We start from the raw sequence: 14403 nt of genomic DNA on the forward strand, positions 1-14403 counted from the left end.
CCGAAGGGCTACGGGGGAGTTGGCGACCGACGACAACGCGGCGAGCGCGCGTGCCGGGGCACGCGAGCCCAGCAAGATCCAAAAGAAAGGCCCTAGGGCCGCGGTTCGTGTGGGGTGGCCGTCGTGGGCCGGCTCCCGCCCCTGGGAATGCGGGAGGGGTGAAAGACGACAGTGCGCCCCCTCCCTCGCGGGAGGGGGCGCACTGGGGAACACGGGCGCCGGGGCGCCGGGGTTACCGGCGGGGGCGGAACGGGTGGAGCAGGTCGGACAGGTGCCAGTGGTGCGGGACCGGCGGCTGGTCCGGGTCGGCCGGGACGGGCTCGTCCGCGGGCTCCTCCGTGAGTTCCTGGCCGATGGGGCCGGCCGGGGACACCGGGCGGGTGGCGTGGGCTCCGCGGTGGTGGCGTTCGCGCGGGGCCATCAGGTCGAGGACCGACGAGACCTGGCCCGCGCGCATGATGCGCACGACGTGGCTGCCGCAGTTCATGCAGGTCGGCTTCGACAGCGGGGATGGGACCCGCTCTCCGTCGGCCTTGTAGACGACATAGGCGTGTCCGCGGGCGTCGACGTGGTGCTCGATGACGTACGCCTGCTCCCATCCGTAACCGCATCGCATACAAGCGAAGGCATATGCCTCGTGGGCGACGGACGTTCCGGTGCCGGTGATCTCACTCATTCCAGCTCCTCTCCACTGATCCAGTGGACGCCCTTTCGAGGGGAAGCGCATCAGCGCCGGAACAACCATGGCCGCGCTTTGGCGTTTCCTTGCCAAAAGGTGCTTCGCCCGGCCCATCCGGCGGGGTTCCGCTTTGCCTTTCAGGTTAGTCCTTTACCGTTCGCGGGGCCGGTCCTCGCCGGTGGCCGCGGCGTTCTTCGCCGCGACGACGGCGTCGAACACCTCGCGCTTGGGCAGGCCCGCCTCGGCGGCCACCGCGGCGATCGCCTCCTTGCGGCGCTCGCCCGCCTCCTCGCGCACCCGCACCCTGCGCACCAGTTCGGCCGCGTCCAGCTCGGCCGGGGCGGCTTCCGGGGCGCCCTCGACGACGACGGTGATCTCGCCGCGTACGCCCTCCTTCGCCCAGGCGGCCAGCTCGCCCAGCGGTCCGCGCTTGACCTCCTCGTACGTCTTGGTCAGCTCACGGCAGACGGCCGCCCGCCGGTCGGTGCCGAAGACCTCGGCCATCGCGTCGAGCGTGTCGTCGAGGCGGTGCGGGGCCTCGAAGTAGACGAGGGTGCGGCGCTCGGCGGCGACCTCGCGGAGGCGGGACAGCCGCTCGCCCGCCTTGCGGGGCAGGAAGCCCTCGAAGCAGAAGCGGTCCACGGGCAGCCCGGACAGGGCGAGCGCGGTGAGGACGGCGGACGGGCCGGGCACGGCGGTGACCTTGATGTCGTGCTCGACGGCGGCCGCGACCAGCCGGTAGCCGGGGTCGGACACCGACGGCATCCCGGCGTCGGTGACGAGGAGCACGCGGGCCCCGCCGGTCAGCGCCTCGACGAGTTCGGGCGTACGAGCGGACTCGTTGCCCTCGAAGTAGGACACGACGCGGCCCTCGGTGTGGACGCCGAGTGCCCGGGTCAGGCCGCGCAGCCTGCGGGTGTCCTCGGCGGCCACGATGTCCGCGCGCGCCAGTTCGGTGGCGAGGCGGGGCGGGGCGTCCGCGATGTCGCCGATGGGGGTCCCTGCGAGTACGAGCGTTCCAGTCACACCGGCCATCCTCCCAGCCCGGCCGCCGTTCCTCCCAGTCCGGCCGGGTTCCGAGCGGGCCGCGCGGGCGCCGCCCCGGGGGCCCGCGTCGGATCCGGCCCGCCCGGGCAGGCGACCGCGCCCGGACACGTTCCCTACGATGGCGCGATGACCAGTACCGCACCCGAGGCCCTGGAGGGTCCGCACCCCATGGCACCGACCGTGGCAGAGCCCTCTTCGTGGGCGCACCGGCTGCGGCGCTTCGGCTACCGGCCGCCCGCCGCCGGCCCGCTCGCCGTCGGCCTGCGGGAACGTCTCGTCCCGCCGTACACCCGGCCCTCGCCCCGCGTCTGGACGATGCTCGGGATCTCCCCGGCGACGGCCGAGCGGCTCGTGCGGCTGTCCGCCTGGGGCGGCCCGCTGCTCGTGGCGCTGGTCGCGGGGGTGCTGAGGTTCTGGAACCTCGGCCATCCGAACGCGGTGATATTCGACGAGACGTACTACGCCAAGGACTCCTGGGCCCTGATCAACCAGGGCTACGAGGGCGCCTGGCCCAAGGACATCGACAAGACGATCCTCCAGGACCCCGGCTCGGTGCTCGTGCCGACCGATCCCGGATACGTCGTCCATCCGCCGGTCGGCAAATGGGTGATCGGACTCGGCGAGAAGCTGATCGGCTTCGAGCCGCTCGGCTGGCGTTTCATGGTGGCGCTGCTCGGCACGCTGTCCGTGCTGATGCTGTGCCGGATCGGCCGGCGGCTGTTCCGTTCCACCTTCCTGGGCTGTCTGGCGGGTCTGCTGCTCGCGGTGGACGGCCTGCACTTCGTGATGAGCCGCACCGCGCTGCTCGACCTGGTGCTGATGTTCTTCGTGCTCGCCGCGTTCGGCGCGCTGGTGATCGACCGGGACCGGGCGCGGGCCCGGCTCGCCGGGGCGCTGCCGGTCGACGAGGAGGGGCTGCTGCGGCCGGACGCGACGGTGGCGCGGACGCTGAACCTCGGCTGGCGGCCGTGGCGGCTCGCGGCCGGTGTGCTGCTCGGTCTGGCCGCCGGCACCAAGTGGAACGGCCTGTACGTGATGGCCGCGTTCGGGCTGCTCACGGTCGCGTGGGACCTCGGCGCCCGCCGTACGGCCGGGGCGGTCCGCCCGTACGCGGCGGTCGCCCGGCGCGATCTCGTGCCGGCGTTCGTGTCGGTGGTGCCGGTCGCGATCGTCACCTACGTGGCCTCGTGGACCGGCTGGCTGGTCACCGACAAGGGCTACTTCCGCGACTGGGCGGAGCGGCAGGATCGGCTGACCGGCGGCGGGACGTGGAGCTGGCTGCCGGACTGGCTGCGCAGCCTGTGGCACTACGAGACCGAGGTCTACCAGTTCCACGTCGGTCTGCACGAGCCGCACACGTACCAGTCCAACCCGTGGAGCTGGATCGTCCTCGGCCGCCCGGTCTCGTACTTCTACGAGTCGCCCTCCCCCGGCGTCAACGGCTGCCCGACGGACGCGGGCGGGAAGTGCGCCCAGGAGGTGCTGGCGCTCGGCACCCCGCTGCTGTGGTGGGCGGCCTGCTTCGCGATCCTGTACGTGCTGTGGCGCTGGGCCTTCCGCCGCGACTGGCGCGCGGGCGCCATCCTGTGCGGCATCGCGGCCGGCTGGCTGCCCTGGTTCCTGTATCAGGAACGCACCATTTTCCTTTTCTACGCGGTGGTGTTCGTGCCGTTCCTGTGTCTCGCGGTGGCGATGATGATCGGGGCGATCGTGGGACCGCCGGGCTCCTCGGAAAGGCGCCGGACTTTCGGTGCGGTGGGCGCTGGAGTGCTGGTTCTGCTCATCGTGTGGAATTTCATCTATTTCTGGCCGCTGTATACCGGGACGCCCATTCCGCTGGACGCGTGGCGGCATCGGATGTGGCTCGACACCTGGGTGTGAATCGATGATCGCGATCGTGCCGGGGCCCGGAATTCGGGGCCCCGGCACGATCGCGTTCACGTAACGATCAGCTCCCCCGCTTCATGACGTCGAGAAGGCGCTCGTAGGGTTCCCCGGGGAATCCGGTCCGATGATCAGACCGGATTCCGCAAGGGCCATACACCTGGGGAGGGAGCGCGTCATGCGCAGTGGGGCCAAGGTCGCGATCGTCGGCGGCGTGTTCGTCGTCGTGGCGAGCGGAGTGGGGTACGGGGGGTACAACCTCTACAACGGGCTGACGGGCGGCGGCGACGATACGGTCACCAGCCGGTCCGGGTCCGGCGGAGGGGCGAAGAAGACGGGGCCGGTCACGGCCGACGAGGTGAAGGCGACCTCCAAGGACTTTCTCGCGGCCTGGGCGACCGGGGAGGCGGACCAGGCGGCACAGCTGACGAACAACCCGGTCGCGGCCGGTCCCGCGCTGACCGGCTTCCGGGAGGACGCCAAGGTCACCGCCGCGACGATCACCCCGGGCCCGGCGAACGGGGCGACGGTGCCGTTCACGGTGAAGGCGACCGTCTCGGCCGAGGGCGTCACCAAGGACCTGACGTACACGTCCGAGCTCACCGTGGTCCGCGGGAACACGACGGGACGGCCGCTGGTCGACTGGTTCCCGACCGTGCTGCACCCGAAGCTGACGTCGAAGACGGCGACGCTGCGCACGGGCGGGGCGAAGACCGGCGCGATCGAGGCCGTCGACTACCGGGGCCGGGTGCTGACGGCCGAGAAGTACCCGTCCCTTGGGCCCATCCTGGCGCAGCTGCGCGAGCGGTACGGGTCGACGTCGGGCGGCGAGCCCGGCATCGAGCTGGTCGTCGACTCGGGCGACCCGGACGTGCCGGACCTTCCGCTGCTCGTCCTCGCCAAGGGCAAGGCGGGCAAGCTCCAGACGACCATCGACGCCGACGTGCAGGCGGTGGCCGAGCGCGAGGTGGGCCGGTACACCAGTGCGTCGGTCGTGGCGATCAAGCCGACCACCGGTGCCGTGCGGGCGGTCGCCAACAGCTCGGCGGGACAGTTCAACGCGGCGTTCGAGGGCAAGAAGATGCCCGGCTCCACGTTCAAGATCGTCACGGCGGCGCTGCTCCTGGAGAAGGGCCTGGTGAAGGCGGACCAGGTGGCGGAGTGTCCGGCGACGGCGATGTACATGGGCCGGTCCATGGGCAACCTGAACGGCTTCTCGATGGACGGAGCGCCCTTCTCGAAGAGCTTCGCCCGCTCCTGCAACACCGCCTTCATCAAGAAGATCGACGACGTGGAGCGGATCGAGGGCGACGACTACGGCCTGGCGCGGGAGGCCAAGGAGGTCTTCGGCATCGGCCTGGACTGGAAGACCGGCATCCTCTCGGTCGACGGCTCGGTCCCCGAGGCGACCGGCGCCGCGGCCCTTGAGCAGTACATCGGCCAGGGCACCGTCCAGATGAACCCGCTGAACATCGCCTCGATCACCGCCACCGCGAAGGCCGGCGTCTTCAAGCAGCCGTATCTGGTGGCGCCTTCGGTCGACAACCGCACCCTCGCCACGGCGGAGCGGCAGATGCCGGCCGCCGTGTCCCGGCAGCTGCGGGACATGATGCGGCTGACGGCGACGGCGAGTTACGGCACCGGGACCCGGACCATGGCGTCGGTGCGCGGGGACAAGGGCGCCAAGACCGGTTCGGCCGAGGCCGACGGGCAGGCGACGTCGGACTCCTGGTTCACGGCGTTCGCCGACGACCTCGCGGCGGCGGCCTTCGTCCAGAGCGGCGGGCACGGCGGCGACGCGGCCGGACCGCTGGTGGCGAAGGTGCTCAACGCCCGCTAGTTCCGGGTGACATGAAGGGCTCCGGGGCGGGGCAGGGGCGAAAAGCGTCGCGTGCCTCGTACACGTACCGCTAGCGTGCGGCCATGACCGACACCCCCGCCACCGCCGCCCACCCCCTCTTCGCCGCCGCCCTCGCCGAGTTGGGCCTCGACGTCGAAGTGCGCCGCTTCCCCGACGAGACCCGGACCGCCCAGCAGGCCGCCGACGCGATCGGCTGCCAGGCCGCCGAGATCGTGAAGTCGCTGATCTTCGCGGCGGACGGGGAGCCGGTGCTCGTCCTCATGGACGGGGCGTCGCGGGTGGACCTGGAGCGGGTCCGGGCCGAGCTGGGCGCGACGGCGGTGACCCGGGCGGACGCCAAGGTGGTCCGGGAGACGACCGGGTACGCGATCGGCGGCGTCCCGCCGTTCGGGCACCGCACCCGGACGCGGGTCCTCGCCGATCAGGGGCTGCTCGACCACGAGGTGGTGTGGGCGGCCGCGGGCACCCCGCACACCGTGTTCGCGCTGGACCCGAAGTCGCTGGTCGCGCACGCGGGCGGCACCCTGGTGGACGTGCGCGAGCGCACCGCGTGACACCGCTGGTCGCGGCGGCGGTGCTGGCCGCCGCCGTGACGCACGCGAGCTGGAACGCGATCGCCGCCCGCATCCGCGAGCAGCTGTTCTCGTTCACCCTCATCGCGGGCGGCGGCGCGCTGATCGGCGCGCTCACCGCCTGCTTCGTCCCCTTCCCGGCGGCCGGCGCCTGGCCGTACCTGCTCGTCTCCGCCGTCCTGCACCTCGGGTACTACGCCCTGCTGATGCGGTGCTTCACCCTCGGCGACTTCGGCCAGGTGTATCCGGTCGCACGGGGTACGGCGCCGCTGGTGGTGACCCTGCTCGCCGCGCTGTTCGTCGGCGAGGTCCCGGACGCCGGGCAGCTCGCGGGCGTCGCGGTCGCCTGCGCGGGGCTGACGGGGCTCGCGCTGTGGGGCATCCGCGGCACGCCCGATCCCGGCGGGCGGACCGGTGCCGTTGCCGCCTGGCCGGCGCTGATCGCGGCGGGGGCGACGGGCCTGACGATCGCCGCGTACACCGTCGTCGACGGCGTCGGGGTCCGCGCGGCGGGCAGTCCGCTCGGCTACATGGCGTGGCTGATGCTCGTCCAGGGCTTCGCCGTACCGGCCTACGCCCTGGTGAAGCACCGCTCCGCGCTGTGGCCCGCCCTGCGCCCCGACGCCGCGCGCGGACTGCTCGCCGCCGCCCTGTCCGTCACCGCGTACGCGCTCGTCCTGTGGGCCCAGTCCCGCGCCCCGCTCGCGCCCGTCGCCGCGCTGCGCGAGTCGTCCATCATCGTCGGCGCGGCCATCGGCGCGGTCCTCTTCAAGGAACGATTCGGCGGTCCGCGGGTCGCGGCGGCGGGACTGATGGTGGTGGGCATCGGGCTGATGCTGTACGGGAGTTGAGCCGCGCCCGGCCTTGGGGCTCCGGCGCCCCGAGGTCAGGCCCCCGGGGTCAGGTGCCGCCGTCCCGGTAGGCGGGCCGGACCGGGACCCGGTGCCGGCCCGCCCGGCGGCGCAGCCAGAGCAAGAGCTCGCCGGTGGGGGTGCGGTCCCGGTGGCGGTACGTGGTGCCCCGGTCGGGCTGCGGTACGGCGGTCAGGGTCGTGCCCTGCTCGTACGCGAGGGCCAGTTCGACCAGCCGGAGCGCGGCGAGCTGGCCGGCGCGCGCGGAGAGCCGTTCGTCGGTGTCGCGCGGCCGGGTCTCGGGCCGGACCCGGGCGAGCACCGGGCCCGTGTCGAGGGTGGGGACGACGAGGTGGAGGGTGGCGCCGACGCGTTCCCAGTCGCCCGCCTTGTAGGCGAAGTAGTAGCCGTGGTTGCCCCGGTACTCGGGCAGCCAGCCGCCGTGCAGGTTGACGATGACGCCGGGCGTCGAGGTGAGCAGGCGGCGGCCGAGGATCATGGTGCCGCAGACCACGGTGAGTTCCGGCGCCAGTTCGGCGACCAGTTCGCGGGCCGACCGGTCGTTGACGGACTCGACCGTGTGGCAAGGACTTCCGACCGGCGGGAGGCCCTCCGCGAGCCGGTCGAAGAACCGGGCGCGGCGGCGCGAACGGCCGGTGATCCGGCTGCGCCACTCCTGGTAGCGGCGGGCCGCGAGGTCGTAGTGGCGGCGCTTGCGCCGTTGCCGGCGGCGTTGCGCGTCGCCCGGCTCCAGGACGGTCGCCACCAGGTCCAGGCGGGCGGCGAGCAGGGTTCTCAGGTACGTGTGGAGGGGGTCGTCCGAGCACAGCAGCACCACGCGGAGCCGGGTGCCGGGGCCGCCGGAGGCGGGCATGACGCGGCGGAGTTCCACCGTGCCGGGGCCGGCGTCGGGGTCCGGGTCCGGGCCGGGGCCGAGTCCGGGGTCGCGATCGGGGTCACGGTCGGGGTCGGATCCGGGTCCGGGTCCGGGTCCGGGTCCGGGCCGGCCTGGGTCGAACGGGGCCGCCGTGTCCGGCTGTTCGTTCGTGGACGTCACTGACTCGCCTGCCTCTCGCGCGGGTCCGGGGCCGGCGGGCCGAGCACCCGGTGGCCGCGGTCCGGGTGGTAGAGCGTGTGCATCGGGTGGTAGAGGCCGCGCAGCGCGCTCAGCACCGCCTCCGCGATGACGGGCGCCTGCGCGAACCCGCCGGTGTTGTGCCCGCCCGTCAGGACCATGACCCCGTCCTCGGCGGGGGCCAGGTCGAACAGGCCCAGGTTCGTCGCGGTCCACGGCCGGACGCAGTGCCGGCGGGACGCCCGCAGGCCCTCCTCGCCGCCGCCCGCCTCGTACGCCGCCGGGAACAGCCGGCGCGCGGTGTCCGCGAGCGCGGCGTGCACCAGGTCCAGGTGCCGTTCGTCGATGTTCTCCGGGTCTCCGCCCGTCCAGCCGTAACCGGAGCCGACGATGAGCACCCGGTCCCCGGTCTCGTCGCGGCCGAGGGTGATGTTGGCGTCCTCGGTGAGGTGGCCGCGCCGGCCCACCTTCAGGGAGTGGCCGAGTCCGGGAGCGAGGTCGGGCAGCGAGGCCCAGCAGCCGAGCACCCCTTGTACCTGCCCGAGGGCGCCCACGTCCCGGGCGAGCGCCCCGCCGGTGACCCCCGGGGACACCACGTAGTGGTCGGCGCGGTGCACCCCGTACGGGGTGACCACCCCGCTGACGTCGCCGTGCCGGGTGCGCAGGATCCGGTCGGCGCGGCAGTCGAAGTGCAGCCGCGCGCCGCCCGCCTGGAGCGAGTCGAGGAGGGCGGCGAGGAAGTCGTGCACGGTCAGGGTGAAGCCGCGCACCATGATGCCGCCCGCGTACGCGTCGGGGACCGCCCCGGCGAGGGCGGGGAACCGTTCGCGGACCTCCTCGGAGCCGTACCGGGCGAGGGTCGCGCCGACGTGGTCCTGCCGTCGCGCGGACTCCTCCAGGTGGCCGGCGTCCTCGTACAGCCGCAGGATGCCGTGGCTCAGCCGGACGTCCGCGAACAGGTCGGGCCGGGTGTCGATCCACCGCCGCCACAGCCGTTCGCCCCGGCGGTTGAGGGCGAAGATGTCCTCGTTGTAGGTGCGGGCGAGCCATGGGGGGACGCTCTTGAAGTCGCGTACCCACGCCGTTTCGGCGTCGGCGCGGGCGGCGGCTTCCTCGGCGCGGGCGGGCCCGGTGGGCAGGGGTCCGGTGGGGAGGGATCCGGGTTCCGTCGCGTCCGGGGCGGGCCCGGCGGGAAGGGGTCCGGGTGCGGTCGCGTCCGGGGCGGGCCCGGTGCGGCGGCGGACGTCCCAGCCGCAGTCGTCGTCGGGAGGCCGGTCGAAGACGGACGGACTGGCCGTGTCGGACGGGGACTTCGCGTGGTAGTCGTCCATCTCGGTGAGCGTGAACATCCGGGCGTTGCCGCCGCCTCGGGAGGTCCCGTACGTGTGCCAGGGGGCACCGGCGCGCGGATCGGGTCCGGCCTCGACGACCGACACCTCGTACCCGGCGCTCCGGAGCCGCTGCGCGGTGACCAGGTTGACGACGCCGGCTCCGACGAGGAGGACCGTCTCCGGGCGGGTGGGGGGCCGGGGTCCGGTCCGGGACGCGGTTCCCGGTGGCCGGGCGGGCCGGGCCCGTCGCTGGAGGAAGCGCTCGGCCGCCCCCAGGGCTCTGACCAGGGTCTCCTCGGCGATTCCGGGGGGAATCACGGGGGCGCCGCCGTCCGGGAGTCCGTCCGGGATGCGTACGCCGGTCGCGTCGATGATCGGGGCGCCGGTCGCGTCGGGGAGCGGGACGCCGGCCTCGTCGGGGCCGCGGGTGCCGGGCCCGTCGGGGACGGGTGCCGCGGCGACGGAGAGCACGGGGACGCCGTACGCCACCGCGTGCGCGTCGGCGTCCCCGGGCACGTCCCCGTCCCCGTCCGCGGTCGCGGTCGCGGTCGCGGTCACGTGATCGGGCCGGCCCGTCGGATCCCCGTCCCGTGACCGTCCGCACCGGACGATCACGACGGGATCGTCCGGCATCGCGCGCCGCCATTCCCGCAGCGGATCGGGGCCGAGCGCGCGGTCGGTGACGAGGGCGTGCGGGCGCTCCGCGCGCAGGGCCTCCGCCAGGGTGACGTCGTCCGCCGTGCCGAGATCCGGCCGGTAGAGCACCGGGCCGCCCAGGACGCCGTCCGGCGGCTCGGTGGCCGAGCAGATGATGAGAAATCGCATGGTGACCCGTCCCATCGAACGTAGTGCCGACAGTCCTCGTGGTCTTGCCCGTGCGGGAAGGGACTGTAGTCACGCGTGAGGCGCGGGGACAAGACCGCTTTCGGCTGCCCCCACGCGCCCACGTGCACGAATCCGTACCCGAACCCCGCGTACGGACGGTGCGTGGACCGTCGGCGTCCGGCGCCGGTGCCCGGCGCCGAATCCTCAGCGCCGGGGGGCGGGCCGGATCAGTCCGGCCTCGGTCCAGGCGTCGTGCCAGGCGGCCATCCGCGCGGCGGCCTCCCGCGGCGAGTCCGCGGCGACGGCGAGCATGCCCCAGCGGCCCGGGATGGAGCTGATGACCTCCGACCAGGGCGGCCGGCCGTCGGTGCGGGCGCGCAGGGCCCGCAGGTCCAGGGCGGGATCGACCACCTGGGTGACGGCACAGCCCGGGCCGCCCTTTTCGAGCACCCGGTCCCGGAAGAAGCGCAGGTACTCGGCGCCGTGCGAGGAGAGGTTGGGGTCCTGGAGGACCACCTGCGCCTCGTCCCCGAAGCGGCCGCCGAGCCGTCCGACGGCGAAGTCGAACCCGGCCGTGACCACGCTCAGATCCTGCCCGGCGAAGCCGTCGCGCAGCTCGGCGAGGGCGTCGCGGACGGTGCGGTACGCGGCGGCCGACAGGCCGACCTGTCCGGCGTACTCCTCCTCGAAGAACACGTTGCCCTGCCACGAGGTGCCGTTCGTCAGCTGGAGCGTCAGGCCGGGCGCCAGGTGACCGTCCCGGACGTGCCCGGACGGCGAGAGGAACACCCCGGGCGCGAGGGGCGAGTCGAGGTAGTCGACATGGGCCTCCAGGACGAAGGTCTCCTGGGCCCGCCACACCCGCTCCGCCTGCCGGGCGAGCGTCACCGGGTCGGTCAGGTCGAGCCCGGGCACGATCCGCGCGCCGGCGCCGCCCTCCGACGGCTTGAGGCAGCCCCGTACGATCCCGTACCGCTCCGCGAACAGCCGTCCCGCCGTGACCAGTTGGGCGTGGACGGCCTCGATGTCCGGCCGCCGTCCGTCGATCGCGTACCCGGGCACGACCGGACACCGCACGCCCAGCCGACGGCCGAGCGGCGCCACCGCCGCCTCGGCCCGCATGACCTCGTACGGGGCCAGGTCCGCCACGGACAGCGCGGCCGCGTCGGTGACCGTCGGGTGCAGCGGGGCCTTGGTGTTCCAGTAGCTGCCCACCTCGGGGCTGTTCGCGTCGGTGCGCAGGGCCGGGGCCCCGGCGGCGCGCTTCAGGTAGAGCAGGAAGATCTGGATCTCCAGGTCGACGGCGTACAGCCGGACCAGGGTCTGCGGACGCGTCCGTACGGTGTCGATCAGCCGCGCGAGCACCGGCGACCGCTCGCCCTCCATGGCGGCGAGCCGCAGCAGCGCGTGCGACAGGTAGTAGTACTCGATCCCGGGGACCTCGACGAGCTCGACGCCGTCCGTCTCGGCGGCGAGCGCGGCGGCGGCCCGCCACGGCGCGGTCCGGCCCACCACCAGGTCGCCGGGCCGGGCGAGACTGACCGCGCGGGTCTCGACGTAGGTGGCGACGTCGTCGGCGACCCGCCCGTTGACCGTGTCGTCGAGGTCGGCCTCCAGCGACTTCAGCATCGGGGTCGCGGAGTGCAGCACGACGGACACGACCGGCGAGCCGTCCGACACGTACGGCCGCAGCTCGCGACCGGCGGCATCCGGCACCTCCTCCGGCCCGATGCCGAGGAGCGCGCGGCAGATGCCGTCGATCTCCCCCGGGTCCAGCCGGTACGGCCCGGTGTAGAAGCCTTCCCAGGTCACCTCGCCGACCCCGGGCACCGCCACGTCCCAGGTCCCGGGGAACCCCGGCCCGGCCGGGATCTCCGCCCCGCTGTGCTCCGGCACTTCGACCGCGCTCACTATCCGCACCTGCCCGTCATCCTCGCTGCCTTGCCCCAGCCGTATCTCCACCATGCCCGCAACACCCCCACCCCACGACCGGGCCGGACGCCCACCCGGCTTACCCGATTCACTCGATGTGATCGATGGGCGGGCCGGAGCGGTACGGGTGGGCGGGAGCGGGATCGTGGGGGTGAGGGTCCTGGTGGGGGCGGTGGTGCGGGTGGTGGTGCGGGTGGCGCCACGGGATGCCACGGGTGCGGCAGCGGTGGGGCGGGGGCTTCACCGGTCGGTACGTGTCGTACGCGCGCCGACCGGTACCGGACAGGGCCCGGCGGGCCCGGCGGTCAGTCCGCCAGGATCTCGGAGAAGCGGGTCGGGACGGCGAGGAGGCCGCCGTCGATGCGGAGGGTGATGCCGGTGATCCAGGAGGCGTCGGCGGAGGCGAGGAACGCGACGGCGGCCGCGATGTCCTCCGGGGTGCCGACCCGGCCCAGCGGGTAGACGCGCTCGCCGAGGCGCTCCAGGTCCTTCTCGCGGCCCGCCCAGGCGAGGGTGGCGATGGTGCCCGGGTGCACCAGGTTGACGCGGACCCCGCGCGGCGCGGCGTCGCCCGCGAGGGTGCGGGTGAGGGAGCCGAGGCCGGCCTTGGCGGCGCTGTAGGCGTGGTTGCCGAAGTCGGCCTCGGCGTTGACCGAGCCGATGGTGACGACCGCCCCGCGCCCGCCCGCCGCCTCAAGGAGCGGCAGCGCGGCGCGCACACAGCGCACCGCGCCCATGAAGGTCACCTCGAACTGGCGGCGGAAGCTCTCCTCCCGCTCCTCCTCGAAGCGCTCGCTGTCGGCGACGTCCTGCGCGAACGCGTTGTTGACGAGGACGTCCAGGCCGCCGAAGGACTCCGCGGCATACGCGACCGCCGCGTCCACCGACGCCTGGTCGGCGACGTCGCAGCGGGCGGCGAGCGCGCCGGGGAGGTCCGCGGCGGTCCGCCGGGCGCCGTCCTCGTCGATGTCGGTGACGAGGACGCGGGCGCCCTCGCTCGCGAGCCGGCAGGCGATCGCCGCGCCGATCCCGCGGGCGGCGCCGGTGACCAGCGCCGAGTGACCTTCGAACCGCTCCCGTATCAGTGGCTGTGTCATGGAGCGATCACAGCACCGAACGCACCGCCCGCACCAGAGCCTGGGCGCGCGGATCGGCCGTGACCGTCTTGCGCATGCCGTTGGTGACGTACCCGAACGCGATGCCCGACTCGGGGTCGGCGAAGCCCAGCGAGCCGCCGCGCCCGGGGTGGCCGAAGGAGCCGGGGCCCAGCAGCGGCGAAGCGGCGCCGTGCAGCATGTAGCCGAGGCCGAAGCGGGTGCCGACGACCAGCACCCGGTCGGGGCCCGCCGACTCCTCCGTACGCGCCAGGGCGACGGTCTCCGGGGCGAGCAGGCGCGCGCCCCCGCCGTCGACCGGGCCGAGCGTCGCCGCGTAGAAACGGGCCAGCGCGCGGGCGGTGGCGACGCCCGCCGAGCCGGGGAGTTCGGCGGCCAGATAGGCCGGGTCGTTCTCGTCGGGGCGGGTCTCGATGACGTCGAAGGCCCGGCGGGTCAGCGACCGCGGGTCCCGGTACGCGGCGACGACCGACGGCTTGGGGCGCAGCTTCAGCGCGGGGCTGTCGGCCGGTTCGGTCTCCGGGACCTCGCCGACCCGGCCGACCCGGTGGGTCTCCTCCGGGGGCAGCCCGATCCACAGCTCCAGGCCGAGCGGGGCGGCGATCTCCTCGGCGACGAAGCGGCCTATCGTGCGGCCGGTGACCCGGTGGACCAGGCCCGACATCAGCCAGCTGAAGGTGTGGGCGTGGTAGCCGTGCGCGGTGCCGGGCTCCCAGACGGGGGCCTGCGCGGCGATCGCGCGCGTGGAGGCGTCGAGGTCGATCGCCTCGGCGAGGGTCAGCGGACGATCGAGGACCGGCACGCCCGCGCGGTGCGCGAGCAGCTGCCGTACGGTCACCCGGTCCTTGCCGGCCGCCTTGAACTCCGGCCAGTACGCGCCGACCGGGGCGTCCAGGTCGAGCAGGCCGCGCTGGTGGAGCAGCAGCGGGACGGCGGCGGCGACACCCTTGGTGGCGGACCGGACGACCTGCGCGGTGTCCGCCGTCCACGGTATGCCGGCACCCTCGGTGCTGTCGGTGCTGTCGGTGCTGTCGGTGCTGTCGGTGCTGTCGGTGCTGTCTGCGCTGTCTGCGCTGTCGGCGTTCTTGGCGCCCGCCCACAGGTCGACGACCTTCGTGCCGTCACGGTAGACGGAGACGGCCGCGCCGCGCTCTCCCCGCTCGTCGAAGTTGCGCCGGAACGCATCCCTGACGGGCTCGAAGCCCGCCGCCACCGTGCCCTGGACGTCCAT

Annotated in this window: 11 protein-coding genes; 4 read left to right on the plus strand and 7 right to left on the minus strand. The window is 74.0% G+C overall.

The window, feature by feature from the left end:
- Positions 1 to 232 precede the first annotated feature (232 nt).
- Together ABZ693_RS12345 and rsmI are read right to left on the minus strand one after the other, a co-directional pair.
- On the minus strand, positions 233 to 676 hold the full coding sequence (locus tag ABZ693_RS12345) for a hypothetical protein (RefSeq protein WP_359875804.1): 444 nt from the start codon (positions 674 to 676) through the stop codon (positions 233 to 235).
- 153 nt (positions 677 to 829) lie between these two features.
- The gene (gene rsmI / locus ABZ693_RS12350; RefSeq protein WP_359875805.1) at positions 830 to 1705 is read right to left on the minus strand and encodes a 16S rRNA (cytidine(1402)-2'-O)-methyltransferase; all 876 of its coding nucleotides are present in this window, start codon (positions 1703 to 1705) and stop codon (positions 830 to 832) included.
- A 147-nt stretch (positions 1706 to 1852) separates the two neighbouring features.
- Here rsmI and ABZ693_RS12355 point away from each other — a divergent pair, with 147 nt between their 5' ends.
- From ABZ693_RS12355 to ABZ693_RS12370, 4 genes are all read left to right on the plus strand, one after another.
- Complete coding sequence (locus tag ABZ693_RS12355; RefSeq protein WP_359875806.1) at positions 1853 to 3607, plus strand: dolichyl-phosphate-mannose--protein mannosyltransferase; 1755 nt, start codon at positions 1853 to 1855, stop codon at positions 3605 to 3607.
- Positions 3608 to 3788: 181 nt separating this feature from the next.
- Complete coding sequence (locus tag ABZ693_RS12360; RefSeq protein WP_359875807.1) at positions 3789 to 5450, plus strand: penicillin-binding transpeptidase domain-containing protein; 1662 nt, start codon at positions 3789 to 3791, stop codon at positions 5448 to 5450.
- Between the two features lie 83 nt (positions 5451 to 5533).
- Positions 5534 to 6025, plus strand: coding sequence for a YbaK/EbsC family protein (locus tag ABZ693_RS12365; RefSeq protein WP_359875808.1), 492 nt, complete (start codon positions 5534 to 5536; stop codon positions 6023 to 6025).
- On the plus strand, positions 6022 to 6894 hold the full coding sequence (locus ABZ693_RS12370) for an EamA family transporter (RefSeq protein ID WP_359875809.1): 873 nt from the start codon (positions 6022 to 6024) through the stop codon (positions 6892 to 6894). Before ABZ693_RS12365 ends, ABZ693_RS12370 begins: the two co-directional genes overlap by 4 nt.
- Before the next feature lie 49 nt (positions 6895 to 6943).
- Here the strand turns inward: ABZ693_RS12370 and ABZ693_RS12375 are convergent, their stop codons facing one another.
- From ABZ693_RS12375 to ABZ693_RS12395, 5 genes are all read right to left on the minus strand, one after another.
- Complete coding sequence (locus ABZ693_RS12375; RefSeq protein WP_359875810.1) at positions 6944 to 7951, minus strand: formyl transferase; 1008 nt, start codon at positions 7949 to 7951, stop codon at positions 6944 to 6946.
- On the minus strand, positions 7948 to 10125 hold the full coding sequence (locus ABZ693_RS12380; protein ID WP_359875811.1) for an NAD(P)/FAD-dependent oxidoreductase: 2178 nt from the start codon (positions 10123 to 10125) through the stop codon (positions 7948 to 7950). Before ABZ693_RS12380 ends, ABZ693_RS12375 begins: the two co-directional genes overlap by 4 nt.
- 204 nt (positions 10126 to 10329) lie before the next feature.
- Positions 10330 to 12036 (minus strand): hypothetical protein, encoded by a 1707-nt coding sequence (locus ABZ693_RS12385; protein WP_359875812.1) that lies wholly within the window; start codon positions 12034 to 12036, stop codon positions 10330 to 10332.
- 326 nt (positions 12037 to 12362) lie between these two features.
- Complete coding sequence (locus tag ABZ693_RS12390) at positions 12363 to 13154, minus strand: SDR family NAD(P)-dependent oxidoreductase (protein WP_359875813.1); 792 nt, start codon at positions 13152 to 13154, stop codon at positions 12363 to 12365.
- A 7-nt stretch (positions 13155 to 13161) separates the two neighbouring features.
- Positions 13162 to 14403 carry a serine hydrolase domain-containing protein gene (locus tag ABZ693_RS12395; RefSeq protein WP_359875814.1) on the minus strand — a complete coding sequence of 414 codons (1242 nt, stop codon included), beginning with the start codon at positions 14401 to 14403 and terminating at the stop codon, positions 13162 to 13164.

This window comes from Streptomyces laurentii, assembly GCF_040635425.1.
GTDB classification, from domain to species: domain Bacteria; phylum Actinomycetota; class Actinomycetes; order Streptomycetales; family Streptomycetaceae; genus Streptomyces; species Streptomyces laurentii.

Excerpts from the sequence above, each read along its gene's own strand:
- ABZ693_RS12345 (WP_359875804.1), bottom strand. The coding sequence starts at position 676 with ATGAGTGAGATCACCGGCACCGGAACGTCCGTCGCCCACGAGGCATAT.
- ABZ693_RS12355 (WP_359875806.1), top strand. The coding sequence starts at position 1,853 with ATGACCAGTACCGCACCCGAGGCCCTGGAGGGTCCGCACCCCATGGCA.
- ABZ693_RS12360 (WP_359875807.1), top strand. The coding sequence starts at position 3,789 with ATGCGCAGTGGGGCCAAGGTCGCGATCGTCGGCGGCGTGTTCGTCGTC.
- ABZ693_RS12365 (WP_359875808.1), top strand. The coding sequence starts at position 5,534 with ATGACCGACACCCCCGCCACCGCCGCCCACCCCCTCTTCGCCGCCGCC.
- ABZ693_RS12380 (WP_359875811.1), bottom strand. The coding sequence starts at position 10,125 with ATGCGATTTCTCATCATCTGCTCGGCCACCGAGCCGCCGGACGGCGTC.
- ABZ693_RS12390 (WP_359875813.1), bottom strand. The coding sequence starts at position 13,154 with ATGACACAGCCACTGATACGGGAGCGGTTCGAAGGTCACTCGGCGCTG.
- ABZ693_RS12395 (WP_359875814.1), bottom strand. The coding sequence starts at position 14,403 with ATGGACGTCCAGGGCACGGTGGCGGCGGGCTTCGAGCCCGTCAGGGAT.